The sequence below is a fragment of the Chelativorans salis genome (genome assembly GCF_025336525.1).
Taxonomy (GTDB): Bacteria; Pseudomonadota; Alphaproteobacteria; order Rhizobiales; family Rhizobiaceae; genus Chelativorans; species Chelativorans salis.
Window position 1 is genome coordinate 357,911 of sequence record NZ_JAOCZP010000001.1, and the last position, 25,694, is coordinate 383,604.

At 62.1% G+C, this 25,694-nt stretch carries 22 protein-coding genes and 6 pseudogenes; 8 read left to right on the forward strand and 20 right to left on the reverse strand.

Annotation, left to right across the window (positions count from 1 at the left end; genetic code table 11):
- Positions 1-49: 49 nt before the first annotated feature.
- A pseudogene (locus N5A92_RS01755) lies at positions 50-460 on the reverse strand (tyrosine-type recombinase/integrase); the annotation flags it as partial.
- A 222-nt stretch (positions 461-682) separates the two neighbouring features.
- Here N5A92_RS01755 and N5A92_RS01760 point away from each other — a divergent pair.
- Positions 683-1,029: pseudogene (locus N5A92_RS01760) on the forward strand (SOS response-associated peptidase family protein); the annotation flags it as partial.
- Between the two features lie 71 nt (positions 1,030-1,100).
- On the opposite strand, the gene N5A92_RS01765 reads toward N5A92_RS01760, so the two are convergent.
- From N5A92_RS01765 to N5A92_RS01795, 7 genes are read right to left on the reverse strand one after another with little or no spacing between them, the layout of a single operon-like run.
- Positions 1,101-1,610: an enolase C-terminal domain-like protein gene (locus tag N5A92_RS01765; protein WP_260900096.1), complete on the reverse strand. Its 510-nt coding sequence runs from the start codon at positions 1,608-1,610 to the stop codon at positions 1,101-1,103.
- Positions 1,611-1,670: 60 nt separating this feature from the next.
- Positions 1,671-1,856 carry a hypothetical protein gene (locus tag N5A92_RS01770; RefSeq protein WP_260901020.1) on the reverse strand — a complete coding sequence of 62 codons (186 nt, stop codon included), beginning with the start codon at positions 1,854-1,856 and terminating at the stop codon, positions 1,671-1,673.
- Positions 1,769-2,230: an enolase-like domain-containing protein gene (locus N5A92_RS01775; protein WP_260900097.1), complete on the reverse strand. Its 462-nt coding sequence runs from the start codon at positions 2,228-2,230 to the stop codon at positions 1,769-1,771. Before N5A92_RS01775 ends, N5A92_RS01770 begins: the two co-directional genes overlap by 88 nt.
- Before the next feature lie 5 nt (positions 2,231-2,235).
- Complete coding sequence (locus N5A92_RS01780; RefSeq protein WP_260900098.1) at positions 2,236-3,543, reverse strand: TRAP transporter large permease; 1,308 nt, start codon at positions 3,541-3,543, stop codon at positions 2,236-2,238.
- Between the two features lie 6 nt (positions 3,544-3,549).
- The gene (locus N5A92_RS01785; RefSeq protein WP_260900099.1) at positions 3,550-4,125 is read right to left on the reverse strand and encodes a TRAP transporter small permease subunit; all 576 of its coding nucleotides are present in this window, start codon (positions 4,123-4,125) and stop codon (positions 3,550-3,552) included.
- A 50-nt stretch (positions 4,126-4,175) separates the two neighbouring features.
- Positions 4,176-5,198 carry a TRAP transporter substrate-binding protein gene (locus N5A92_RS01790; RefSeq protein ID WP_260900100.1) on the reverse strand — a complete coding sequence of 341 codons (1,023 nt, stop codon included), beginning with the start codon at positions 5,196-5,198 and terminating at the stop codon, positions 4,176-4,178.
- On the reverse strand, positions 5,198-5,806 hold the full coding sequence (locus N5A92_RS01795) for a gluconokinase (RefSeq protein WP_260900101.1): 609 nt from the start codon (positions 5,804-5,806) through the stop codon (positions 5,198-5,200). Before N5A92_RS01795 ends, N5A92_RS01790 begins: the two co-directional genes overlap by 1 nt.
- 96 nt (positions 5,807-5,902) lie before the next feature.
- Here N5A92_RS01795 and gntR point away from each other — a divergent pair, with 96 nt between their 5' ends.
- Positions 5,903-6,934, forward strand: a complete 1,032-nt coding sequence (gntR, locus tag N5A92_RS01800; RefSeq protein ID WP_260900102.1) for an HTH-type transcriptional regulator GntR — start codon at positions 5,903-5,905, stop codon at positions 6,932-6,934.
- A gap of 147 nt (positions 6,935-7,081) precedes the next feature.
- Here gntR and N5A92_RS01805 read toward each other — a convergent pair.
- Positions 7,082-7,255, reverse strand: a pseudogene (locus tag N5A92_RS01805) (3-hydroxybutyrate dehydrogenase); the annotation flags it as partial.
- Between the two features lie 169 nt (positions 7,256-7,424).
- Here N5A92_RS01805 and N5A92_RS27380 point away from each other — a divergent pair.
- From N5A92_RS27380 to N5A92_RS01820, 3 genes and pseudogenes are all read left to right on the forward strand, one after another.
- Positions 7,425-7,625 (forward strand): annotated as a pseudogene (locus N5A92_RS27380) (tyrosine-type recombinase/integrase); the annotation flags it as partial.
- A 151-nt stretch (positions 7,626-7,776) separates the two neighbouring features.
- Positions 7,777-8,153, forward strand: a pseudogene (locus N5A92_RS01815) (VOC family protein).
- Positions 8,154-8,171: 18 nt separating this feature from the next.
- Complete coding sequence (locus tag N5A92_RS01820; protein WP_260900103.1) at positions 8,172-9,065, forward strand: arginase family protein; 894 nt, start codon at positions 8,172-8,174, stop codon at positions 9,063-9,065.
- A 136-nt stretch (positions 9,066-9,201) separates the two neighbouring features.
- Here the strand turns inward: N5A92_RS01820 and N5A92_RS01825 are convergent, their stop codons facing one another.
- The 7 genes from N5A92_RS01825 to N5A92_RS01855 form a co-directional block, all read right to left on the reverse strand.
- Positions 9,202-10,026 (reverse strand): MFS transporter, encoded by an 825-nt coding sequence (locus N5A92_RS01825; protein WP_260900104.1) that lies wholly within the window; start codon positions 10,024-10,026, stop codon positions 9,202-9,204.
- Positions 10,027-10,160: 134 nt separating this feature from the next.
- Positions 10,161-10,847, reverse strand: a complete 687-nt coding sequence (locus tag N5A92_RS01830; protein WP_313958374.1) for a class II aldolase/adducin family protein — start codon at positions 10,845-10,847, stop codon at positions 10,161-10,163.
- A gap of 157 nt (positions 10,848-11,004) precedes the next feature.
- A complete protein-coding gene (locus N5A92_RS01835) occupies positions 11,005-12,726 on the reverse strand; it encodes a thiamine pyrophosphate-binding protein (RefSeq protein ID WP_260900107.1) in 1,722 nt (573 codons plus the stop codon).
- Between the two features lies 1 nt (position 12,727).
- Positions 12,728-14,200: an aldehyde dehydrogenase family protein gene (locus tag N5A92_RS01840; RefSeq protein ID WP_260900108.1), complete on the reverse strand. Its 1,473-nt coding sequence runs from the start codon at positions 14,198-14,200 to the stop codon at positions 12,728-12,730.
- A gap of 113 nt (positions 14,201-14,313) precedes the next feature.
- On the reverse strand, positions 14,314-16,197 hold the full coding sequence (locus tag N5A92_RS01845) for a TRAP transporter permease (protein ID WP_260900109.1): 1,884 nt from the start codon (positions 16,195-16,197) through the stop codon (positions 14,314-14,316).
- A 51-nt stretch (positions 16,198-16,248) separates the two neighbouring features.
- The gene (locus tag N5A92_RS01850) at positions 16,249-17,202 is read right to left on the reverse strand and encodes a TAXI family TRAP transporter solute-binding subunit (protein ID WP_260900110.1); all 954 of its coding nucleotides are present in this window, start codon (positions 17,200-17,202) and stop codon (positions 16,249-16,251) included.
- Positions 17,203-17,400: 198 nt separating this feature from the next.
- Complete coding sequence (locus N5A92_RS01855; RefSeq protein WP_260900111.1) at positions 17,401-18,225, reverse strand: class II aldolase/adducin family protein; 825 nt, start codon at positions 18,223-18,225, stop codon at positions 17,401-17,403.
- A gap of 96 nt (positions 18,226-18,321) precedes the next feature.
- Here N5A92_RS01855 and N5A92_RS01860 point away from each other — a divergent pair, with 96 nt between their 5' ends.
- Complete coding sequence (locus N5A92_RS01860) at positions 18,322-19,269, forward strand: LysR family transcriptional regulator (protein ID WP_260900112.1); 948 nt, start codon at positions 18,322-18,324, stop codon at positions 19,267-19,269.
- Between the two features lie 14 nt (positions 19,270-19,283).
- Here N5A92_RS01860 and N5A92_RS01865 read toward each other — a convergent pair whose 3' ends face one another.
- Positions 19,284-21,236, reverse strand: coding sequence for an FAD-binding monooxygenase (locus N5A92_RS01865; protein ID WP_260900113.1), 1,953 nt, complete (start codon positions 21,234-21,236; stop codon positions 19,284-19,286).
- A 137-nt stretch (positions 21,237-21,373) separates the two neighbouring features.
- Between N5A92_RS01865 and N5A92_RS01870 the strand changes: the two genes are divergently transcribed.
- Positions 21,374-21,832 carry a MarR family winged helix-turn-helix transcriptional regulator gene (locus N5A92_RS01870; RefSeq protein WP_260900114.1) on the forward strand — a complete coding sequence of 153 codons (459 nt, stop codon included), beginning with the start codon at positions 21,374-21,376 and terminating at the stop codon, positions 21,830-21,832.
- Between the two features lie 210 nt (positions 21,833-22,042).
- Here N5A92_RS01870 and N5A92_RS01875 read toward each other — a convergent pair.
- The 3 genes and pseudogenes from N5A92_RS01875 to N5A92_RS01885 form a co-directional block, all read right to left on the reverse strand.
- A pseudogene (locus tag N5A92_RS01875) lies at positions 22,043-22,570 on the reverse strand (tyrosine-type recombinase/integrase); the annotation flags it as partial.
- Positions 22,571-22,886: 316 nt separating this feature from the next.
- Positions 22,887-24,449: a glutamine-hydrolyzing GMP synthase gene (guaA, locus tag N5A92_RS01880; RefSeq protein WP_260900115.1), complete on the reverse strand. Its 1,563-nt coding sequence runs from the start codon at positions 24,447-24,449 to the stop codon at positions 22,887-22,889.
- A 353-nt stretch (positions 24,450-24,802) separates the two neighbouring features.
- On the reverse strand, positions 24,803-25,144 hold the full coding sequence (locus N5A92_RS01885; protein ID WP_260900116.1) for a winged helix-turn-helix transcriptional regulator: 342 nt from the start codon (positions 25,142-25,144) through the stop codon (positions 24,803-24,805).
- 118 nt (positions 25,145-25,262) lie between these two features.
- On the opposite strand from N5A92_RS01885, the gene N5A92_RS01890 reads away from it, so the two are divergent.
- A complete protein-coding gene (locus tag N5A92_RS01890) occupies positions 25,263-25,646 on the forward strand; it encodes a YybH family protein (protein WP_260900117.1) in 384 nt (127 codons plus the stop codon).
- Positions 25,647-25,694: the final 48 nt, after the last annotated feature.

A 25,694-nucleotide genomic window follows, 5' to 3' on the forward strand; every position in this document is an offset into this window, starting at 1 on the left:
TCCGCTTGTTCCGGTTCTCGCGCCAGATGGTCGACAGGATAGCCGCGCCAGCGATCGAAGATGGCCCCACCTTATCTGCGGGATTCTTTACCTTCTCTCCATGGAGGATCGCGAACGCGAACACCTGTTTGATGATGTCGCGCACGTGAATGGCCGTCGCCGGCGCTCCGCGATCCTTGACCTTGGCGCACAACAGCCGGATGTCTTCTGGTCCCACTTCCGTGAGCAGACGGTTCTTGAAAGCCGGAAGGATGTCGCGATCGAAGATCGCCCGGCGCATGGCCCGGGTGCTGTCGGCCATCCTCGCTTCCTCGAACCAGCGCGTGCCGAACTGCCCGAAGCTTTTGGCTTCTCGCAGCTGTCGCTTCTGCTTTTCCTGCGCTGGCGAGTGTCCTTCCGCTAGGGCTCGCCTGGCATCCAGGCACTTCTCGCGGGCAATCGCCAGTGAGATTCCGGAGCGGCCATGCACCGCAAATCGGGTAGTCGGGCCGAGCGCAACCTTAGGTAGCGCGGCTGGTGGCCGCTGAAATGGGGCGCATTGGCGTAGTGCGTTGCGAGAGAACAGAAGGTCGCGAAAGGTTCCCGGTCAACCTGTGCCGTAGCGCGAGCAAAGTCTGGATGATAGCGCGGCGAGGCCTCCTCCGCCTCTCGAAAGATCGCCGGATCTGCCGTAAGTTGAGGCATGTGCAATGCTTACGAACAGCATGTGAAGTGGGTGGAATACTGCAAGATGATGCAGGCGCTCGAGCTTGGCATCCCCACCCATCAGTCCGAACTCGACCTTCGCGAAAGCGACGACGACGTCCGCATTAACGACATGGCACCGGTCATGCGCACCGCCGGCAAGGACATCGAACTGGCATCGGTGAATTTCAGCTTCCCGCCATCGGGCCTCAAGGGCGGACCAGTGTTCAATTCCGTTCGGAGGGACGAACCTTCACAAACAGCAAACGCAGCCTCATTCCGGCTAGCGCTTTCTTCGAATTCACCGGCAAGAAATACCCGAAAGCGAAACACAGGTTCGCCCTCGCCGTCGCCAGCGCCGAAGGGGCAAACGACCATGCGCCGGTCTGGATTGTCCTTGGGCAATAGGTGCTGCGCTAGCCGCTTGTCACCCGGCTGGAGTAGTCCTCTCGCCCGGCGACCGGCAGGCCTTCCGCGATTTCACGGTACCATCCCGTGTAGAACGCACGCACAGATTCCTGAATCAGGGCGTTGGGCAGGTGCAACGAAAGGTGGCTCGAGGCCCCGTAGACGACCGGTCCGGTGCAGTCATGCGGGGCGACGGGCACCTTCCAGGCTTCCGCCATGCCCGCGATCTTGCGTGCAACGGTTATGCCGCCGCACCAGGAAAGGTCGAGCATGGCCACACCTGCCGCCCCGGTCTCGAAATAGTCGCGGAATGCATGGACGCCGGCCAGCGTTTCGGAGGCGCAGACCCGCGCCCGCGTACACGCGCCATATCCCTTCAGGTCTCCAACATTGTCGAGCCGGAAGGGATCCTCGTGCCAGTAGGTGTTGAAGGGCGCGAGTTCATGGGCAAGCTTCTTCGCCATCGGCAGTGACCAGAGCGAATGGAACTCGACCATGATGTCCATCTCATCGCCCACCGCCTTGCGGATCTGCTCGAACGGGCGAAGCGCGGTCCGCAGTTCCTCGGGCGTGATGTCCTAGCCGCCGGAGCGCTCAGCGGCAATATCGAAGGGCCAGATTTTCATGGCAGTGATGCCGTCGGCCAGAAGCGATTTCGCCAGCGCGCCGGCATCGGTCAGGAATGCTTCGAGATCCTCATAGGGACCGTCCGCGTCGCCGACATGCCAGTTTGGCGACCGACTGGGCGCGCCCGTCGCGGACATATTTGTAGCCCGCGCAGGTGTTGTAGGTCCGGATGGAGCCGCGGGAACGGCCGCCGAGAATATTGGCGAGGGGCTTGCCATGGGCTTTGGCGGAGGTCCCACAGAGCGATATCGATCGCCGAATAGGCGCGCATCTCCACGCCGGCCCCGCGCCAGCCCAGATAGTCCGTCATCTCGTTCATGCGCGCCTGGAGCGCCAGCGGGTCTTTCCCAAGCAGCCAGGGCGCGCACCAATCGTGCACATAGGCTTCCACCGCCGAAGCCCCGAAGTAGGTCTCGCCGAGCCCGGTCAGGCCTTCGTCCGTGTGAATGAGCACCCAGACGGGGTTGGCGAACTCAGCCAGGCGGATTGTCTCTATGCGGTCGATCTTCATGGCGACTAGCGTCCCGTGATGCCGGGGAAGGCGATAAGCATGCCGACTGCTATGATCTGCAGCCCGATGAACGGCAGCAGCGCCAAGAAGATGTCAGCCAGAGAGATGTCTTCCGGCGCAACGCTCTTCAGATAGAAGGCGGCCGGACCGAAGGGCGGCGACAGGAACGAGACCTGCATGTTCATGCAGAACAACACGCCGAACCACACCGGATCGTAGCCAAGGGAGATGATAATCGGCACGAAGATGGGCATGGTCAGAAGCGCGATGCCAACCCAGTCGAGGAACATGCCAAGGACGAACAGGATCAGCATCATGAAAAGCAGGACGATCGTCGGATTATCCGAGATCCCCGTTATGAGCGTGCTGACAAAGTTGATGCCGCCCATAAGATTGAAGACGCCGACAAGCGCGCTCGCACCGATGCCGATCCACACGATCATGCCGCATGTCGCAAGCGTTTGAAGCACTGCGCCCTTGAGGAGCTCGATGGAAAGCTCGCGCCGGATCGCTGTCGACAGCATCACCCCGGCAACGCCGACGGCGGAGGCCTCCGTAACCGAGGCGATGCCGCCATAGATGGAGCCCAGCACGAAAATGACCACCATGATCGGCAGGATGAGCCCCTTGAGGAGCTGCAGTCTCTCGCCGCGCGATCCCTCGTCTTCTTCCGGGATCGGGGCGATGGATGGGTTGAGATAGGAGCGGATCAGCACGTAGGCGACATAGAAGCCGGCCAACATGAAGCCGGGAATGAAAGCCGAGGTGAAGAGGTCGCCGATCGAGACATTCGCCGTCAGGCCGTAGATGATCAGAACGATGGACGGCGGCACCATGGTGCCGAGCGCACCGCCAGCGCACACCACGCCGATCGCCAGGCTTTTGTCATAGCCCAGCCGCAGCATCTGCGGCAGGGCGATCAGCCCGAGGAGCACGATCTCGCCGCCCACGATCCCGCTCATCGCGGCGAGGATGACGGCAACGAAGATGGTCTGGATCGCCACACCACCGCGCAGCCGCCCGCCGACAAGGCGCATCGCGTCGAACAGGTCGCGCGCGATGCCGGAGCGGTCGAGGATCGCCGCCATGAGGACGAACATCGGCACAGAGACGAAGACGAACGACGACACGAACGAATAGACGCGGCTGGTAATCAGCGGCACGGCCATGGGACCGAACCAGCCGAGCGCAAAGAAAAGCGCGACGAACAACGTGACGAATGCGAGCGGCATGCCGGTCAGCAGCATGCCGAGCAGCATGGCGAACATCACAAGCGTGCCGTATTCGATCCCAAGTGCGGAAAGGTCGAGCATGGAGGGCTATCTGCGCCGGGCGTAATTGTAGAAAAGGATGAGAAACTGGATGCACATCACGATCAGGGTCGCGAGGAGGAAGAGCTTGAGGAGTGCGGGTGTCGGCGGGTTCCACGCGCTGCCTGTCCGCTCGAATCGGATCTCCCCGCCCGGCGCCCAGACCGCGCGCTGGACCATCACCCAGGACGCATAGGCGAAGAAGGCCGCCGAACAGAAGCATACGAGCGATATCAAAAGGTTGAGGACCTTCCGGGCCCTCGGCCCGACGGCGTCATAGATCAGCACGACACGGATATGCCGATCATGGGAGGCGGTGTATAGGCCGCCGTAGACAAAGGCGATCGCGCAGAGAAAGATCGTCGTCTCATGCGCCCACAATGTCGGCGCTGTGAGCACATACCTCATGAAGATCTCGAAGATCAGAATCGCCATCGAAACGAGGAAGCCTGTGGCGAAGATGATGCCGCCGCGGTCGATCCAGCGCCCGAGCATACCGGCCTCCGGAACGGCGCCTCTGATCTCGCCGACTTCCAGCTCGACGGCCTCACCGGTCCCTCTAATGGGTTGCTTGCTGTCCGCCATCAGGATCTCCCGTGGAACGTCGGCGGGCGAACCCGCCGACGAAGTCGCAGTTACTGAACGAGGCCTTTTTCCTTCAGATATGCGGTAAGCTGGTCATAGACCTTCTTCGCATTCTCAGAGCGGCTTGCAACCTTTTCCCATTCGCTGATCGCGATCGAGCGGAACTTGGCGCGCTCCTCGTCCGACCAGTTGTGGACGGTGACCTCGCCGCTTTCCTTCGCCTCGGCGACCGCTTCCTCGTCCTTCTGTGCGAGAACTTCCACCTGGTGCTGCGCGAATTCACGCACCGTCTGCTCGAGCGTCTCCTGGATATCGGCGGGAAGAGCATCCCACTTTTCCTTGTTCATGGAGATCTCCACGAGCGGCATCGAGTGGAAGCCCGGATAGACCGGATGCGGCGCCACGTCGTGCAGGCCCTGGGCCTGGTTGGTCGAGAAGACGGAGTAGTCCGCCGCGTCGATGACGCCCTTGTCGAGTGAGGTGAACACTTCCGAGCCCGGCAAGTTGACTGGCGCTGCGCCGGCGGCCGCGAAGACCTGCTGCACGAGACCTTCCGGCGCGCGCAACTTCAGCCCCTTCAGGTCGTCGACGCCTTCGAGCGGCTTAGCCGAAACGAACGCTTCCAGCCCCGGCGTGGTGGCGCCGATGAAATGAAGGCCGTACGGCTCGACAATCTCGTTCATCAGTTCCTTGCCGCCGCCTTCGTTGATGAAGTCGAACATCTGCTGGGGAGCCGACCATGCGCCGACCGGGTTGGCGATAAGGCCGAAAGCAGGGTCCTTTCCGGCAAAGTAGGACGTGTCGGTGATATGGCCGTCGAGAATGCCGGCGGCGATCGCGTCCTGGGTTTCCTGGTGCTCGACGATGGAGCCGACCGGCAGAAGCTCGATCTGCACCTTGCCGTCGGTGGCTTCCCTGACGCTTTCCGTCCAACCCTTCTGCAGCTCGAAGTTGGGATTGCCGGCCGGGTCGCTCGACTGGAACTTGAACGAATATTCCTGCGCCAGCGATGCGCCTGCCAGAATTGTCGTCGCAAGGATCGTGACGGAGAGTTTTGCAGCGGTTCTGAACATCAGTGTTTCCTCCTTTGGTGCTGATATTGCTCTTGGTCGGCGCCAGGCATGGCACCCTGCGGTTGGGCGGCTGGGAAATGCCGCCTGCAGATCGAGATCGCTTGCGCGATCACCTCATCCTGGGAGACGCGGACATCCAAAATATGGCAAGCCGGTCCCGCTGACGGTGGTTCCAGGATCGAGAGTTGGCTGGCGAGCATGGCCGGAGACATGAAATGGGATTGGCGCCGCGCCATGCGGTCACGGATCACGTCTTCCGGGCCCTCCAGATGCAGGAAAATCGGTTCGGGCAGGTGAGCGCGCATGAAGTCCCGATAACCCTTCTTCAGGGCCGAGCAGGCGATCGTGACGGGCTCGCTCGGCGGCGCGCTTCGGGCAGCCTCGCAAACGGCATCGAGCCAAGGCCAGCGTTCCTCGTCCGTCAACGGCCGGCCTTCGGCCATCGCCTTCACATTCTCTCGGGAGTGCAGCGCGTCCCCTTCGATAAAGGTTCCGGACAACGCGTCGGCCACGGCGCGCGCGACGGTCGACTTGCCGACGCCGCACACCCCCATGAACACGAAAAACCGTGAAGGCGCAGGATCGTGAATTTTATCGAGATCAGACACCGTCTGGCATTCCTCCCGTCGCCTTTCAAACATGATAGCGCTAACATTGTCAACGCCGATGCGCCGAACTATAGATCGAACCGGTTGGGAGAAGCGATGAGAAAGCCTCGCAGATCGGGAAAAGTGACGCTGTCCGACGTTGCCGCAGCTGCCGATGTGAGCGCTATCACAGTCTCGCGGGCGCTGCGCAACCCGTCGGTGGTTTCCGATGACGCGCTTGCGCGTATCGAAAAGGCGGTCGCGGATCTCGGCTACGTGCCTAATCTCGCCGCCCAGGCTCTCGCATCGAAGCGTACAAACGTCATCGGCGCGCTCATCCCATCGGTCACCAACAATGTCTTCTCCGACGTGCTGCGCGGCATCTATGATGCCATACACGGCACTCGCTTCCAACTCCAGCTCGGCAATACGCGCTATTCGGCGATGGAAGAGGAAAAGCTGCTTTTGACCTTCCTCAGCCAGCGGCCTGCCGGTCTGATCGTGTCCGGCATCGACCAGTCGCGCACGGCGCGAACGCTTTTGGAGACCGCCGATTGTCCGGTCGTGCAGATAATGGAGACGGGACCGGATCCGGTCGACATGATGGTCGGCTTTTCGCACCTCGACGCCGCCCGGGCGGCGGTCGAACACCTGATCGCCGCAGGCTACAGCCGGATTGCCTTTCTTGGCGCCCGCATGGACCCGCGCACACAGCGCCGGCTACAGGGCTACCGTCAGGCGCTCGAGCAGGCGGGGCTTCACGACGAGAGCCTTGTCGTCACGACACCGCAGTCCTCATCCATCTCACTGGGCGCGCATCTGCTCGGCGATCTCCTCGCGCGGCGGCCGGACGCCGATGCGGTTTTCTGCAATAATGATGACATTGCACTTGGAACGCTGTTCGAGGCGCAACGCCGCCGCATTCCCATTCCGGGCGCCCTCGGCATCTGCGGCTTCAACGATCTGGAGATGATGCAGACCGCATGGCCGTCGCTGACGAGCGTCCGCACCCACCGCAGCGGAATGGGGCAGGACGCGGTGGCCATGCTGATCTCTGCGATCGAGGGGAGGCGGCCCGACAATCCGGTGGTCGACCTGGGGTTCGAAGTGATGGCGCGTGAAAGCACCCGCCGTTCGCCAATGGCGTAAAATCGCGATGCACCATCGCTGGACCGTTCACGTGATGACCCGCGACGATCCAAAGGCCCCGGCAGGCAGACGGCATAGCCTCATGAACGCGTGCTGCGCGGAGCCGCATCAATGCCCAGCTGCCGTTGCGATCTCGCGGGCGTGATGTCAGCTCATGTTCCAACCGTGGCTTACAACCATCGACTGCCCCGTCAGCGCATTCGTGGGGAAGGCGGCGAAGAGCAGCGCGATTTCGGCGACATCCTCGATGGTCGTGAAGGTTTTATCGACCGTCACGCCCAGCATGATCTTCTCGACGACCTCCTGTTCGGATAGGCGCAAAGCCTGCGGGTATTGCACAATACGATCCGAAGTCACTGGGACGCCCGGCTTGGAACGCCGGTTGAAGGGTCGGTGTCAAGAAGCCACTGAACAGCGTCAGATCTGGGTGATCCGCTTCTTCCTCGATAGGGAAAGGCACATGAGCAGGATCATTCGTTCTGGCCCCATGAGCACGCGGCAGTATGCCCGCCTGGTCGATGAATGGGCCTCGGCGATTGGACTGCGCCGTGAGGAATATGGCAGACACTCGCTTCGGCGAATCAAGGCTTCGATCATCTATAAGGCCACCGGGAATTTGCGAGCGGTGCAGATCCTGCTCGGTCACACCAACATCGAAAATACCGTTCGGTATCTTGGCGTGGACGTGTAGGACGCAGCTCTCGCGGAGGGAACGGAAATCTGAACATGGTGGCCTCTCGGGCTACCGAGGGGCCGTCACGGGTGGGTAAACGGCTGTCGGCTTTGAGGGAACAATGACCGGAAGCTGCCGTTACGGAACAAGGTCGGAACGGGAGGTCGTTGTGATCCACCATGTCTCGGTTGGGACAAATGACGTTGAACGGTCAAAGCGTTTCTACGATGCTGTCTTGCCCATAATCGGCATATTGCCGATGGCCGAGGACGACGGTGGACTGGGTTACGGCAGCGGCACGTTTCACTTCAGCGTTCAGGTTCCGATTGATGGGAAACCTGCGACCGTGGGCAATGTACTCATATCGCCTTTGCCGTCGAGGACCGTTCGATGGTCGATCGATTTTACGCAGCAGCATTGAAACATGGTGGCAGCGACGATGGCGCTCCGGGACTGCGGCCGGATTACGATGCCAACTATTATGGGGCGTTCGTCCGCGATCCAGACGGCCACAAAATCGAGGCAGTGACTTACTCCGCAAAATAGTCGCTGACGGACCCGCCAATGCTGACCCGAACCTATGCAATTCTCGAGGCCCCTACCACGCTGGGCCTGGCGACCGCCGGTGTGGAGCGCTTGCCCGACCAGCTCCTGGACCTCGGTCTTGCGGAGCGCATACATGCGCGCCGCGCCGAGCGGCTGGCGGTGCCTCCGAAGGACCCGACGCCCGATGCCGAGACCGGCACCCTGAACGCCAGGGCCATTGCTGCGTGGTCGCCCAAGCTTGCCGACGCGGTGGAAGCGGTGCTTGACGCGGGCGAGTTTCCGGTAGTGCTGGGGGGCGATTGCACGATCGTGCTGGGCTCGATGCTCGCATTTCGACGGCGCGGCCGCTACGGCCTGTTCTTCATCGACGGCAACGCCGATTTCTTCCAGCCCGCGGCGGAACCCAACGGCGAAGGCGCCTCGATGGACCTCGCCTTCGTCACCGGCTACGGCCCGTCGCTCCTGACCGACATCGAGGGTCGCGGTCCTTTGGTCCGCCCTGAAGACGCTGTCGCGTTCGCGTATCGCGATCACAAGGATCAGGAGGAGTACGGAAGCCAGCCGCTCCCCGAAGAGCTCAAGGCGCTTGACCTCCCCGCCGTGCGCGCGACGGGCATCGAGGCCGCCGCGCGCGAAGCGGTCGACCACCTGACGCGTGAGGAACTGGACGGCTTCTTCATCCACCTCGACGCTGACTGCCTCGACGACGCCATCATGCCGGCTGTCGATTTCCGCGTGCCGGGCGGGTTGTCGTGGGACGAGCTAAGGGCCGCGCTCCGGGTTGCCTTTGCGAGCGGCAAGGCAGTCGGCCTCGAAATCACCATCTACAATCCACACCTTGATGAGGACGGCAGCGCCGGGCGCGGCCTGGCCGACGTGCTGGCCGCAGCGCTCGGAACAGCAGCGCCATGAACACGGCGAGCAGCGTCTGCTTTCTGGCGCAGCAGGGCGCACTCTGAACGACAGACTTGGATGTCGCCAGCCGAACGGCGGCTTAATCAGTTTTTCCGGCCAGAACCTGACAGGCGGCAAACGGCCCCCAAGGTGCCTAGCTCGAGCGCGTTACACTGCCCGTCAATGCAACTAAGGCCATGCCTGCCAAAACGAGAGTCGCGCAGAGGAACAATCCATCGAACCCAAGGCCTAAGATCATTGGCGTGCTGAGTAACGGCGAGCAGAACTGTCCAATGAAGACCGATGCCGTCAGGACGCCGCCTGCAAGGCCTCGTCGCTGCGGCGGCGCGAGATTGAGCGTTATTGCGACGAAACTGGGCGAGACCACCGCATAACCAGCCCCGATCAACGCAGCGCCGGCGAAGCTCAGCAACGTGGCCTGCGGCAGAATCAGCAGTAGGAAACCAGCAGCCATGGCGGCATATCCCAAGGCGAAGACACGGGCATAGCCGATGGTGCGCTGAATTCGAGAGTAGAGCAGCGCGAGGCACCCGCCGGTGAGCATCAGCACGCTCAGGGTCAAGCCCGTCATTATGGCGCTGTCGTAGCCCCGGGCGTCGAAATAGAACGGCAGCTGAGTTGGCATGATGAAGAAGAACATGTTCGTCAGCGCCTGGAGAAAAACTAACCCGAAGAACAGTAAACGCCAGGCGGGCGGCTCTCCGGCGCCTACTGCCGGAGGGTTTTCCCGATCTGGCAAGACACGGTGCGGCTCGACAATCACCTTCCACATCAGCGGCAGCACCAGCAGCGCCAGCCCATAGACGGCAAAGGGGTAACGAGGCGAGATCGCCGCAACCCAGCCGGCCAGCAAGATGAACAGCAACCCACCAAAGTTCCGCGCCGAGATCTGCAATCCGGTCAGCGCGCTTCTGGCCTCGCCGGCGAAATAGTCGCCGATCAACGCGGTCTGCGACAAAGACCGGTCAATTCCTGACCCTGATCTGCCCACCCTCAGCTCACTGCTCCAAATCATCGATTTTATTACGGTAGTCCATTTTGGCCGTCTCTTTTTCGTGACTATCGCTGCTTTCGCGGTCGGCCGCCGGAGGGTCAAAGGCCGGCAAAGCCCGCTCGGGCAATCCAGTAATCCCAGGCCCTTGCCAGAGCCATGTCGTTCAACAGCAGCTCCGAGGCCATGTCGATCTCGCCATCCGTCAGCGCAGTGACCTCACCGATCTGCATGGTCTGGTGGACCGGCTCCGCATTGTCCCTCGCTCCCATCGAAACAAGGCATACGGCGTTGAGGTTCTGGGCAACGCAGACGCAACCATGCCCGCGCAAAAGCGCGACGCTGTTCTGCCCCAGTACCTTCGATAATGAATGGCCCATCTCCATGCTGTCGAGCAGCATGTGGGTGTCGCCGAATTCATCCTGGCTGTCCCAGGTCGGGATTTCCTTTCTGATGACGGCCGCCATGTGAAACATGGGCCGCAGCGAAACCTTGTTCATCGTGAACGGGATGATCGGACGGGCATGGTGATGCGTCACCGCGTTCACGTCCGGACGATCCTTGTAGATCGCACCGTGAATGTGCCTCTCCTTGTAGGGCGAACGCGGATCGTCGCCGATCTTTTCTCCGTCCTGTGTGAATTCCATGATGTCGCCCCGGGTCAAGTTCGCGGGGCTGCGCGACCTGGACAGAAGATACCGGTCCTTGTGAAGCGGATGGCGCACGTTGACATGCCCGAAACTGTCGATAATGCCTTCATGCGAGAGTATTCGGTTGGCCAAGACCAAATCTGCAATGGCTGCATCCGATAGATTTTTCTCTTCGCTCGATATGATCTTTCGTCACAGTCTCCATTGGGGTCGCCATCCATGGCCGCGACAATCTCGTTTCAAAGATACATTGAATCCGGATGTCCACATCTTGGCCGCCAAATCGGCCCTACGCCTACGATTCGGACTGAAGCACCTTGACCATCGAAGGCGCGTAACCCTTGGTCGCCTCGATCTCGACCAATGCCACGCCGCCCAGATCTACGGTGGCGATCGCCTTCTGAAGTGCGGCACGGACCTCCGTCGCAGCCGTGAGACGGCCCTGGCATTCAGCGCCGAACCCTTGGGCGATACCGGCGATGCCGATGTCAGGACCGATTAGCTCGATCCCCACGGTCTTGTTCTCGACAGGTCTGCCTCGGACTCGGGCGACGGTCTCCTGATGAACCTCGTCGTTGTAGAATGAGTGGTTGTTCACGACGACAATCAGCATCGGAATCTTTTGGTTTGCCGCCGTCCAGAGCGCCGAGGCATTCATCAGGAAATCGCCGTCTCCGAGAACTGCAAGCGGGAATCGGTCGGGATGGTGGTCCCGCAGGGCAAGCGCTGCGCCCACGGCCATGCCAGGGCCCGAACCGATGCCGCCGCCGCCATCGGCCCCCAGGGCGTCGAGTGGCCCCTCGACCGGCCAATCGGCGCCGGTCCAGCTGAGCGGCCCGCGCATGAGGCAGGTCTTGCGGCCCTGCAGGGCCTCTCGAAGCAGGGCCGCGATGTCCTGCGGCGATAGTGGCCCCTCTTCGACCGCCGGGATCGGCAAGATTCCGCCCTTAAAGGCGGCTGCAGCGACCTTCATCTCGCCAGTCAGGGCTTCCACTAGATCGTCCGGCGCACATTGAAAGGCGATGTCGGCAGGCGCCAGCGCACCGCTGTCGCGCACCCAGCCCCGCTGCATCGCCGCGTCGTTCGACGCCGATATGAGACCGGCCGGCACGGGACGGTCCCCGTAAACAGCGCGCATCGTTCCCGCAAAATCGATCCAGCCGAGATTGAGGACAACATCCGCATTGCCGATCGCCTCGCGGGCGATCGGATCAGGAAAATAGCCGGCAGTACCCGCGATCGCAGGATGCGCGGTCGGAAAACTGGCGGCAGCCTTGAAGTCGGTGATCACGCGCGCGCCGAGATGTTCGGCCAGCGCCACGCGCCGCTCCCATGTGGCATCGGAGTGCGACAGCCGGCCCATCAGGATCACCGGCGCCTTCGCCGCAGAAAGCATCGCCGCCGCGTCTCGCACCAGGGCCGGGTCGGGCTTGGAGGCCGGAGCGGGCTTCAGGCGGGCAAAGTCGGGTTGCGCGACCGGGGTTGCAAGTTCTTGCTCCTGCAGAGCGCTATCGAGATTGACATAAACCGGTCCGCAAGGCGCAGTCTGCGCCCGGGCCGCCCCTTCGGCCAGGGCCTGGCAGGCCGCGCCGACGCTGCCCGGCTGGTCATCCCACTTGACGAAATCGCGGATCAACGCCCCCTGATCCTGCGAAGTGTGAACCCAGTCGATCCAGGGACGACGCTTCATCGCATCGACGGGCCCCATCGCCCCGATAATGAGCATCGGCATGCGGTCGCACCAGGCATTGAAGATGCTCATGGAGGCATGCAGCAGCCCCACATTGGAGTGCAGCGCAACACCCATGGCGCGCCCGGTCACCTTGGCCCAGCCCTGCGCAATCGAAACCGCCGTTTCCTCGTGGATACACAGCAGCATCCGACACTCGGACGTGAAGTTCACCAGGCTGTCGTGCAGCCCGCGAAAGCTGGCGCCTGGATTGAGAGCTATGTACTTCAGATCGAGCTTGTCCAGAGCCGCCGCAAAAGTGTCGGACCCCCATTCGGGGCGTCTCATCTCATTCATCCACGTTCGGCCTCAGCATGATGTTGATGGATTTCACTTCCGTGTAAGACAGCAGCTCCTCGCGCCCCTCTTCGCGGCCGACACCGCTGGTGCTCATGCCACCAAAAGGCACGCCGAGGAAATGCATGCTCGATCCGTTGATCCAGATGTGTCCGGATCGAATGCGCCGCGCCATGTTCAACGCGTCATCTATGTCATGGGTCCAGACCGCCGCCGTAAGGCCGTACTCAGTGCTGTTGGCCATCTCGGCGGCCTCGTCGAATGTCTTCCACTTGCCGATGGCCATGACGGGGCCGAAGACTTCGCGTTGCCACAGATGCATATGCGGTTCGACGTCGGCATAGACCGTCGGCTCCAGCCAAAAACCCTTGTCGAAAGCCGCTCCATCAGGACGGCCGCCGCCAAGCAGGCGGCGCGCGCCGTCCTTGTCGGCGGCGGCGATATGGCTCAGAATGCGGTCCCTGTGTCCGGCCGAGTTCACCGGCCCGACATCGGTGTCGTCCGAAAGCGGGTTGCCCAGCTTCAATGATGCCACCCGTTCGGTGAGCGCCGCGACGACCTTGTCATAGATCGCTTCATGAACCAGCAACCGCGACAGCGATCCGCACGACTGCCCCTGCCAGGAAAGGTTCATGCCGAAAATGGCTGCCTGGGCGATCATTTCAGGGTCGCAGTCGGGGAAGACGACCATCGGGTTCTTTCCGCCCAACTCCAGCGAGACATGCTTGACCGTGACCTCGGCCGCCGCGCGCTGGATCGCGCGACCGGTCGTTGGAGACCCGATAAAGGCGATGCGCTTGATGCCCGGATGGCGTGCAATGGCATTGCCGACTCCGGCGCCGTCGCCGGTCACGATATTGAACACGCCGGCCGGCAGATGGTCGCGCGCCAGTTCGGCCAGGATCATCGCCGAAAGCGACGAAGTCTCGGGCGGCTTGACGAGCACCGCGTTGCCCGCGGCAAGCGCTGCGGCCGTACGGGCCACCGCAAACATGAACGGGTGGTTGAAGGGCGCGATGCGTCCGACCACGCCATAGGGTTCACGGGTGACGACGTGGAGGTTTTGCGTGGTCGCCGGGATCGTCTCGCCACGCAGGTCGGGCGCCAGCCCCGCATAGTATCTCAGGCTCTCCACGCTCGTCGGGACGTCGATCTGGCGCATGGGACGGATCGTGTTACCGGTGTCCTGCACCTCCATATGCAGGATTTCCTCGGCCCGCTCGGCAATCGCGTCGGCAAATCGATGCAAGATTTCGGCGCGTTCCATAGGCGCACGTTGCGCCCATTCGGGCCAGGCCCGGTCCGCGGCCTGGAAGGCTCTATCCACATCTTCGGCCGTCCCGTTGGGGATCATGCCGATCGGTTCTTCCGTGGCGGGATCCACGGACGTGATCCAGTCGTCGCCGGAGCTTCTGACCAGCTCTCCGCCGATCAACAGCTGTTTTTGCGAAACGATGGCTCTCAAGGTCTGCCCTCCTCACATGACGGTCGCCGGCACCGTGGGCCCGGTTGGAAAACGTCCGCCGTACGCTCGGACCGCGGCGTCCCCGGCCCTGTGTCAAAGATATGCATGTGCCCCTACGCCTTGGCGTCCGCCGCTCGCGCGGCCGGGCCAAACTGCCCCGCCAATCCCAGCAGAACCACGATGAATCCGGCCGCCTCGACCAGGATCGCCATAGGGAACAGGCTTCCGGGGATCATGCAGGCGATACCGCCTGCAATACACGCAAGGCGGGACAAATACCCGAGGTTCCGACGCAGAAATCCCACGGCGCCTACCAATACCGCGAATATGCCGACCACCGCCGAAATCGACGCATGGAGGGTCTCCAGAGCGGACTCCCCGCGCATCAGAAGCTCGGGGGCTGCGACAAACAGGAACGGCACGATATACGCCACCCAGGCAAAGCGCATCGACGTCCACGACGTGCGCCAAGGGTCCGCCTTCGCGATATTCGCCGCGGCAAAGGAGGCGAGCGCCACAGGTGGCGTCACCATCGACAGCAGGCCGAAATAGAGAATGAACATGTGCGCAGCGACGGGTTCTATCCCCACTTCGACCAACGGCGGTCCGATAAGCGTCGCCAACAGAACGTAGACGCCCACCGTCGGCATTCCCATGCCGAGGATGATATTGAGGGCCGCCGCCGCCAGCAGCAGCAGCACGACACTTCCACCCGTTATCGAAATCAGGCCCTGGGTGATGCTGAAAGATATGCCGGTCAGGTTGAGCACCCCGATCACGATCCCCGCCGCGGCCGTGATGACCAGGATTTCCTTGCTGGCATCTCCGGTTTCGACAAACCCGCGCACAATTGTCCCCAATCCCGGGCGCTTGCCCCTGTAACCGCGGAAGAAGCCTACGGCGAGCAGCACCACGATCGCCGAAAGCGCAGCGACTTCGGGACGCATATTCAGCTGGAACAGGCCGAAGAAGATCGCCCCGAACGGCAATAGGAAGTGCCAGCCCTCGGCGAACGTCTTGCCGAAATTCGGGATTTCCTGCGATGCTTCGGCATTCAACCGACGCTTGCCGGCAAGAAGATCCACCTGCACAAAAAGCGACCCGAAATAGAGGAAGCAGGGAATGATGCTGGCGGCGACGACAGTTGAATAGGGTATCGCCAGAAACTCGGCCATCAGGAACGCCGTTGCCCCCAGGACCGGTGGCATCAGCTGTCCGCCGGTTGAGGCGACCGCCTCGATGGCTCCCGCTTCCCTGGGCCGGTATCCGGCACGTTCCATCAACGGAATGGTGACGACGCCGGTGGATACGACATTGCCCACGGCCGAACCCGAAACCGTTCCGAACAGCGCAGATGCCAGGATCGAGACCTTGGCCTCTCCACCACGGAATCGCGCCATTAGAGAAGAGGCGAGGTCGGTGAAGAACGTCGCGCCGCCGAACAGGACGAGCAACCGCCCGAAAAGGATATAGGGCAGAACGATAGATATCGCGACCTTGAGCGGCGCGCCCAGAATCCCGTTCGGGTCCCCCCCGAGGTAGAGCGCGACGCGCGGTATACCGTATTCGCGGATCGCAAACGGTTCAGGCAACAGGTAACCGAAGAACGCATAGGCGATGAAGCCCGTAACGACAGCGAATATCCCCAAACCCGAAGTAAGGTACAGGGCCGAAACCGTGAACACGATGAGCGTCCCGGTGACCATGGACAGCCCAAGCGGGCGCATGGCGATCTGCACCGAGATGGTTGCGAAGATCGAGGCGATATAGATTGTCAGGCCGACAGCCGCCAGCGCCAGGGCCCGGAACGCCCAGCGCGCTATTACCGGTCGTGACGGCTTGTCCTGATCCAGGAAAACGAGTGCGACGGCAAGGCCGAGCGCAACGGCAAGCAGTTGTTCGGTGAAGAACGCCAATCCCAGTCGGCTCGGCACATTCAGCGCCCAGCCTACCGCAGCGATCACCAACGACGCCTGCATTAAGGATTTCAGGTACATATTCCGGCTTCCCTGGAAAAATGAAGGCGGCGCCTGGCCGCCCTCAAGAGATCAACGAAGACCGAGCCTGGAATAGACCTCGAGTGCGGCCGGGTGCCAGGGAAGACCGGTTACGTCGTCCGCCATGTTCTGCGGGTCAAAATCCTGGTTGATGCGTGCGGCGCGAACCTTGTCCGGATTCTCGTAGAGCGCCAGGATGATCTTTTCCACGACATCGTCAGGCGTATCGGCATTGACGGACAGCACCTGGTTGAAGGCGTAGACATTGAGCTCCTCCGAAACGCCGACGATATTATCTTCGGGCCCGACCTGCATGATTTCCGACGTCGGCGAAACTTCCTTGAGCCGCGCCACCGCTTCGTCGCTGGGGTCGAGGTTGAGGAAGCGGATGCCGCCAACCGATGCGTCAATTTCCTTCATCTTGCCGGCGCGCAGGGCAAAAAAGCCTACTTCGATGTTCCCGGCCATGTACTCATCGCCCCCTGCGCTGACCGAGGGCACCAGAACCGGCTGCATATCGTCGATGCTCAGGCCCAAATTGGCGAGTATGGCGCCGGAATCAGTTTTCAGTGATGGCTGGGCCGTGAATCCCCAACCAAATGTCTTGCCCTTGATATCCTCGGGCGAGTTGATCGGTGAATCCGCCGCCACAAAGATACCGATCGGCGTCGAGAACAGGCGTGCGATGATCCGCACGTTTTCCATCTTCGTCCCGCCGAAGTACTCAGCCCCCACGATCGCGCCTGTCACGTCAGGCGCACCGCCTGCCCACAGGTCGATTTCACCAGAGTTGAGCAGCGGAAGAATTGATCCGGACCCACCATAGGATTCGAGATTGATATCGAGTCCGCTCTCGCTGAGCACCGCAGCCAAGGCGGTATTGACCCCATAGTTTTGCGAGCCCTGCTGGCCAGCGCCCATGACCAGCGACTGGCCCAGGGCCGGAACGGCCATCGCCGCGACGACCACCAACGATCCCAACAGCTTTTTGAGCAACGGTTTCATTCCATATCCTCCCATTTTCGGTTTCATTTCATGTGGCTTGAACCGATCGTCTCGCCATCTCATTGCTCCCGTCCAAAGTTTACGGTTCAACCGCCGCACTCGTTCGAGCCAAAAGCGGCAATTGCGGCCCCTATGATGCCGGTGCCGCCGGCCACAATCGTTTCGCCCTTTCCATGGCTGTTCCTCAGATCCGCGATGCTAGAGGCCCGCGAATCCCGCGCGCGCCAGCCAATAGTCCCAGGCCCGGTCGAGCGCCATGTCGCCCAGGAGCATCTTGCTTGATTTATCGATCTCGCCGTCTGTCAGGTATTTCACCTCGCCTAGCTGCCGCGTTACCTGGATCAGTTCCGCATTGTCGCGCAGGCCGATCGAGATCATGATGACGGCCTTGATGCTTTCCGCGGCGCAGACGCAGCCATGGCCGCGCAGCAGTGCGACGCGATTCCCGCCCAGCGCGCCCGACAGGGAGCGGCCCATCTCCATTGTGTCCACGAGCATGTTGGTGTCGCCGAATTCGTCCTGGCTGTCCCAGCGGCCGAATTCTTTGCCGATCACGCTGGCCATGTGGAACATCGGCCTCAGTGAGACGTCGGACATCGTGAACGGGACCACGGACCGCGCGTGGTGATGCGTGACCGAATTGACGTCTGGCCGATCCATGTAGATGGCACCGTGGATGTGGCGCTCGGCGTACGGTCTGCGGGGATCGTTGCCGACGAGTTCTCCATCCAGCGTGTATTCGAATATATCGCCGCGTGTCACATTCGCGGGGCTGCGCGAGCGGGAGATGAAGTAGCGCTCCGGATCAAGCGGGTGCCGGATGCTGACATGGCCGAAATCGTCGATGATATTCTCACGCGCAAGGATCCGGTTGGCAAGCACGAGCTGTGTCACAGCGAGCTCGACGACGTCATCCCTTATTGCAGTTGCCGTCACGCCAACTTCTCCATTTGCCGGAGTCTCCTGCACGAGTTGCGTCACGACGTGCTCTACGAAGTCCTCTTTCATCCCAGTTGCCGTCACGCTCTCCCTCCTCTTGTCGGAGCCAGAGGATAGGTTGTCCTAGCATAGCGGTTCCAATATACATTTTGGCCTCACTCATAGCCTTAAGGGTATGCAATGCGGTCGCTCGTCTCCCAGCTATCGATCCACAAACTGGAAGTGCTCTGCACCGTGGTCGAGCTGAATGGCTTCTCGCGCGCGGCGCAGAAGCTGAACATCACGCAGCCGGTCGTCTCGGCGCACATCAAGGCGCTGACGGACAAGTTTGACGTCCCGCTCATCGTTAAGGCTGGACGGCGGATTGAGCTGACCGAGGATGGCGAGCGGGTCTATCGCTGGGCGCGCGATCTCGTCAGCCGCACGCGCGAGATCGAGCGCGAGATTTCGGACAGCCAGAAGGGCGTCGTCGGCCGCGCTTCCGTGGGAGCATCCATGACGATCGGCTCCTATGTCCTGCCGGCCCTGGTCACCGAATTCCAGCGCGCCCATCCGCTAGGAGAGATATCCGTCCAATCCTACAATCCGATGGCCGCCATGGACGCCATCCATAGCGGAGCGTGCGACTTCTCCTTCACAATCATAGACCCGCGCCAAGACATGCGGGGGCTCCATGCCGAGGCGATCGCGTCCGACGACCTCATCCTCGTCACTTCCGAACGCGTTCCCGCGCTAGAAGGACCGCCGACGCCGGACATCATCTCAGGCCTGCCCTTCGTCAGTGCCCAATGGGGCATGCCTCGTCGCGAGATCGAGGAAAACCTGCTCGAACGCTACGGCATACGGCGGCGCAGCATCATCCTCGAGTTCGGCCATGCGGAATCGCTCAAGCAGGCGGTTCGAGCGGGCGCCGGATACGCCTTCGTCTTCCGCTCGTCGCTGCGGGGCGAGCTGAAGTCGAGCCTGCTGCGCGAGGTCGAAACCCCCGGCATGAGCCTGAAGGTGCCGGTCTACTTCGTGCGCCGGCCGAACAAGAGGCTGTCGAGCTTCCAGCAACGGCTGGTGGACTTCTTGGTCGACGAGATCACCGCGCAGCTCGAAGGCCACCCCCCGGCCGTCGGGCCGTGATCGAGCGCTCCACCTTAGACCTCTTGGAGCTCGCGCATCGCATCCCTGCCCGCCGCCGGCAGCATAAACCCGTCGAAGAAGGCCGCCAGCTGGTCGTGCGCGTCGAGTGGCAGCACGTGCGCCACGTACTGGTCCGGACGAACCACCACGAGGCAACCGGGCTCGCGATCGATGCCTCGGAGATCGAATATGTCCCGGCCTTGACTGAGGTCGGCGCAGAACATCTTTTCGTAGTCGACCAGCCCAAGCCGTCCCTTGCGCGGCCGCAGGAGCGCCGGCATGCGTTCGATGGCCAGGTCGCGGAAGTGCTGCTGGAACACGGCGCGGAAATCGATGACCGAATCGATGTCCGCGTCCCGGCGCGTGAACCGGCGTAGCGGCGAAGCTTCGGACTCCGATAGGAAACGGCAGAGTTCGATGAGGCCCCCGCCTTCCGCTGCTGCGTCCCCGCCGCCGCAGAATGCGAACACGCGCCAACGCGCGTCGGCCTTCACGACATGGCCCAGCTCCATCGGCTTGCCGTCAGCCAGCCGGATAACCGGCGCGGAGTGGAAGCGCGCACCGATCTCGAAGCCGGAGGCGAGCGACTGCCATTGCCCGTCGCCCGTCAGTGCCGAGGGCGCGTAGCGAACCGACATCCCTGCCGTGTAGCGGCCGTGCTCGATGAAGTAGCGCTGGAACTTGGGCGTGTCCCCATTGTCGGCCGCCCCGTCCTTGGGGCGTTCGCTTATGATGCGAGCCCATTCCTTGTCGAACTCGATCAGGTCCTTCGCGACCGCCCGCCGCTCGGCCGAATAACTGTGGAGGATATCGGGCGGGCACAGGCCCCTCAGGACCGATACCAGTTTCCAGCCAAGATTGAAGGCGTCGCCCATCGAGACGTTCATCCCCTGGCCAGCCTTCGGGCTATGCGTATGGCAGGCGTCGCCTGCGATGAAGACATGCGGCAGGCGCGTCGAACGCCCTGCCGGCGGCACGTCATCGAACTTGTCGGTGAGGCGCTGGCCGATCTCGTAGACCGACCACCACACCACCTCCTTCACATCGATCGACCACGGGCGGAAGATGCGTTGTGTGGCGGCGATCAGATGGTCGACGGTGATGGTGCGGTTGGCGACGCGTTCGCCGTCGGCCAGCTTGTCGAGTTCGATATAGAGCCGCACGAGATATCCGCCCTCGCGCGGAATGATGATGATGTTGCCCTCGCCAGCCGACTGGATGAGCGTCTTGAAACGGATGTCGGGGAAGTCGGTCACGGCCAGCACGTCCATGACACCCCAGGCATGGTTGGCGGAGTCACCCTTGAGTGTCAGGCCGATCGACCTGCGCACGGCGCTGCGTGCGCCGTCGCAACCGACCACGTAGCGCGCGCGCAACGTGACCACTTCGTCACCCTGGTCGGCTCCGACGGGCTCGAGCCTGACCGTGACCGGATGGTCGCCGCCAGCGGGGTCGACATCCAGATCCACGAGCTGCAGCGCGTAGTCCGGTTCCAGCCGCGACGGCGCGTTGCGCATCACCTCGAGATACATGTCATGCACGCGCGCCTGGTTGAGGATGACGTGCGGCATTTCCGACAGCCCGTCCTCCACATCCTGCACCCTTCCGCTACGAACGATGTGGTCGGTTCGCCCGGCATCTGGCTTCCAGAAGGTCGTCTCGTTGACCCAATAGCCCTGCTTCAGCACCTTCTCCGCAAAGCCGAATGCGTTGAACATCTCCATTGAGCGGCAGGAGATGCCGTCGGCCTGACCCCGCTCCAGCGGCTCGGGCCGGCGCTCGACGATGCGCGTGCTGATTTCAGGAAAAGCCGCGAGCTGTGCAGCGAGCGTAAGGCCTGCGGGCCCACTGCCAACGATCAGAACATCGACCGCTTCAGGCAGGCTGCTGCCCGGCACCTGGTGTCCGGGTGCCGCCGGCAGCACCTCGGGATCGCCTGGGTGGAAGCCGTTCAGGTGGTACTGCACGATGGGGTTCCTCCGAGGCTCATTGATAAGACGACTTATCATATGCGCACACTTACGCTTGCGTCAAGAACGATATGACGTCACATCATTTTTGTGTTAGGCCTTGTGTCTACGGCAATCTTGGGACGCGAGGACGGATGCGAGAGCAAAGTGGCACTGTCAGTTCGAACCTGCCGGGCCACTTCATCCGGCGTCTGCACCAACTCTCTACCCAGGTTTTCATGCAGCGGGTTCAGGAGGCTGGACACAACCTGACCCCGGTCCAGTTCGCGGCTCTCGACGCGCTGCGGCATCGTCCGGGCGTAGATCAGGCCGGTCTGGCCGATATGATCGCCAAGGACCGCGCGACAGCTGGCGCCGTCGTCGACCGGCTGCGCCAGAAGGGATTGATCGAACGCGCCGTCAACCGCAGGGACAAGCGGGCCAGAGAACTGACGCTGACGTCCGACGGCGAGGCCATCCTTGCTGCGGTCACTCCCGTCGTGGTGCAGCTCCAGAGGGAGATCCTTCCCGGTCTCGATGACTCCGAGTACCGGCAGTTCATTGAACTTGCCGCCAAGGCCGTGAAAGCAACAGGGCTGCGGGGTGCAAGCTGACATGCGAACCGCAATCTGCGCATCCAATCCCGAAGAGCGGCAAGACCCCGCGTTCATCGGGAACGCGCCCTCGCCGGCAAGAAGACCATCTGGCGCCAGATCGATTGCAAGGTCTGCCAGCGCCCGGCCGCACTTCTGCCTTCTTGATCCAGCTCTCGGCATCGCCCGGGCGGGACGCGAAACCGCGCTTGGCCGCACGACCAGTCATGGCACGATGGCGAAACCGTAAACCTGCTTGATAATGTCGCGGACATGGATGGCAGTCGCCGGCGCGCCGCGATCCTTCACCTTGTGACAGAGCGTCCGCACATCCTCGGGCGTGATCTCGGTCAGCAGCCGGTTCTTCCATGCCGGCAGGATATCGCGATCGAAGATCGTCTTGCGCATGGATCGCGTGCTCTCGGCCATGCGAGCCTCTCTCAGCCAGCGCCTGCCCACCTCCTTGAAACTCGCCGCAGGTGTCAGCCGCCGCTTCTTGCGCTGCTTCTCGAGAGCCGGGGATTCCCTTCCGCCACCAGCTTCCTTGCGGCCGTGCATCGGTTTCGGGCTTCGGACAGGCCGATGCCGTCCGGACCGTAGCGCCCATGGTCAACGTTTCGCGGCGATCGTTGAGACGGTAGTCGTACCGGAAGGTAATCAACCCCGATGGCGCCACGACAACTACATACCGTCACGATCCGACAGCTTATACAATTTCTCTTTTGGTTTCAGTTTCTTAAGAGCGAGATCGGTTAGCATCGTAAAGGCCTTTTCGACGTCAAGCACCCGGTCGAATGGCCTATTTTTACCGTCACACGAAATACCGTCAAGCCGTTCGCATTTCACCTTAATATCAGCATGTTAGGTGAAAAATAGATGCATTGCTTGGCGCTGCGGTGCCGACGGTATTTGAAAAGCGGCTCGTTGGCGGAAATCCAAATACCGTCAGCCTTACCGTCAAATGGTCTCGCTTTGAGGCGATAGGCCTCGATAGATAGCGATGGCTTTCTAGTTTAATTTCAATTAGATAGGATAGTTTTGCGATTGACCGCGAAACGTCTTGAAGGACGCCGGGTCACTCCCACTCGATCGTCCCCGGCGGCTTGCTCGTCACGTCGTAAACGACGCGGTTGATGCCCTTTACCTCGTTGATGATACGAGTCGCGGCACGGCCCAGGAATTCCATGTCGTAGTGGTAGAAGTCGGCCGTCATGCCGTCGACCGAGGTGACGGCGCGGAGCGCGCAGACATATTCATAGGTGCGGCCGTCGCCCATGACGCCGACCGTCTGCACGGGAAGGAGGACGGCGAAGGCTTGCCAGATGGCGTCGTAGAGGCCGGCTTTGCGGATCTCGTCGAGGTAGATCGCGTCCGCCGCGCGCAGGATGTCGAGCTTTTCACGGGTTACGCCGCCGGGGCAGCGGATGGCGAGGCCGGGACCGGGGAAGGGATGGCGGCCGATGAAACGGTCGGGCAGGCCGAGCTCCTTGCCCAGCGCCCGCACCTCGTCCTTGAAGAGCTCGCGCAGCGGCTCGACCAGGCTCATCTTCATGCGCTCGGGCAGGCCGCCGACATTGTGGTGCGATTTGATGGTGACGGAGGGGCCGCCGGTGAAGGAGACGCTCTCGATCACGTCTGGATATAGCGTGCCCTGGACAAGGAAGTCCGCGCCGCCCAGCTTTTTCGCCTCGTCCTCGAAGACCTCGATGAAGAGGCGGCCGATAGTCTTTCGCTTCTTCTCGGGATCCACCTCGCCCTCGAGCGCACCGATGAAACGGTCGGAGGCGTCGACGAGGATGAGCGGGACATTGTAATGGCCGCGGAACATCTCCACCACTTCGGCGGCCTCGTTCTTGCGCATCAGACCGTGGTCGACGAGGATGCAGGTGAGCTGCTCCCCGACGGCCTCGTGGGTGAGAAGGGCTGCGACGGAGGAATCGACGCCGCCCGAAAGCGCGCAGATCACCTTGCCGGAGCCCACCTGCCGGCGGATCGCCTCGACCGCCTGCTCGCGATAGGCGGCCATCGTCCAGTCGCCGGCAAGGCCGGCAATCTTGTGCACGAAGTTGGAAAGGAGCCTCGCGCCGTCTGGCGTGTGCACCACTTCTGGATGGAACTGGACGCCGTAATATTTGCGGGCTTCGTCGGCGATCGCCGCAAAGGGCGCGCCGGAAGACGTTCCCACCACCTTGAAACCTGGCGGGATGGCGGTCACCCGGTCGCCGTGGCTCATCCACACCTGGTGGCGCGTGCCGGGCGCCCACACGCCTTCGAAAAGCGCGCAATCCTCCTCGACCTCCAGGAAGGCGCGGCCGAACTCGCGGTGGTCGCTGCCCTCCACCTTGCCGCCGAGCTGGGCGCACATGGTCTGCTCGCCGTAGCAGATGCCGAGCACCGGCAGGCCGGTTTCGAAAACGATGTCGGGTGCGCGGGGGCTACCGATGTCGACGGTCGAGGCGGGACTGCCCGACAGGATCACCGCCTTGGGCTTGAGGCGCTTGAACGCTTCCTCCGCGGACTGGAAAGGCGTGATCTCGGAGTAGACGCCGGCCTCGCGCACGCGGCGCGCGATGAGCTGCGTGACCTGGCTGCCGAAGTCGACGATGAGGACGGTGTCGGGATGGGTCGTGATACTCATGGCGAGCCTTTAATGAAGGAAGCGATTCAGCGCAACGGGTCAGCGGGTGTTTTGCCGGAATCTTTCTTCGTGTCCATCTGCCGGGCTCCCGAGTGCCGCTGGGAAAGGACGGTTCTTGCCCGTGCTGTCTCGAAGTAGATGAGGGACGCGCGCCATCGTCACCACGCCCGCCGAAGCGTGGGGGCCAGGCTGCCGCCATCGACCCGCCGCCCCTTCATCGGCGCCAGACGGCTGAGCACGAAAGCACGATGCATCGTACGATAATATTTCGGCCTCGATTCCCGTGCACCGTCTACAACAGCCATGCGCTCGATCGATGACGGAAATGGGACGCAGCGTCGCCTGTCGCGTCTCTACGACCGGCACAAGAGCTCGAATTGGTCGAGGATCACGACGACCTTGCGCCCCCGCTCGGTCAGCACATATCGCACGGTCCGGGGGAAGCCCGCCTCTTCAATCCGCTCGATGAGCCCTCGCCCGGTCAAGTCATCCAATCGTTCGGACAATACTTTCGGACGCACCCCAACAAGCTGGTCCTCTAATTCTCCGAACCGGCGCGGTCCTTCCTTTAGGTGCCACAGGATGAGTGCGCACCAGCGATGCCCCAGAAAGGCAAGCCAGTCCTCGACCGGACAGTCGCACGCATGTCGTGGCCCGGGACGCTCCATATCGGTGATGGTGGTGGTGTTATCCATGGCTCGTTTCCCCTGCGATAGTACCCCCCATGCGGATACGGCGTGGCTACCCATTAGGTGAGCACCGCACGCGTATGTTCAAGTACCTGCATCTGACCATGCAAACCGATGAGGCATCATGTTCACCGCTACCAAACCCGAAGACATGAATCCGACTTTCGCGCGCGCCTTCAACAGTCGCGACATCGAGAACTTGATGGCGCTCTATGAACAGCGGGCCCAGCTCCGGGCTGATGAAACCGGCCGGACTCATACCGGGCATGCGGCGATCCGTGCCGAACTGACGGCGCTGCTCCAAGCACCGGGCACTATGACCTCCCGCAACAACTTTTGCTTGGTGTTCGAGGATATCGCCTTGCTGCGGGCAGATTGGATGCTGGAACACGGGGGCCAGACCATTGCCTCAGGTAGTTCGGCCGAGATCGTTCGTCGTCAGGATGACGGACGCTGGCTCTACATCGTGGACCATGCGATGGGAGCGAGCTTGCCTGCCATTACATGAGGCAGTTTGCCCGGCCAGCATTTCGCTCCGACTTTGGCTCGCGGTGAC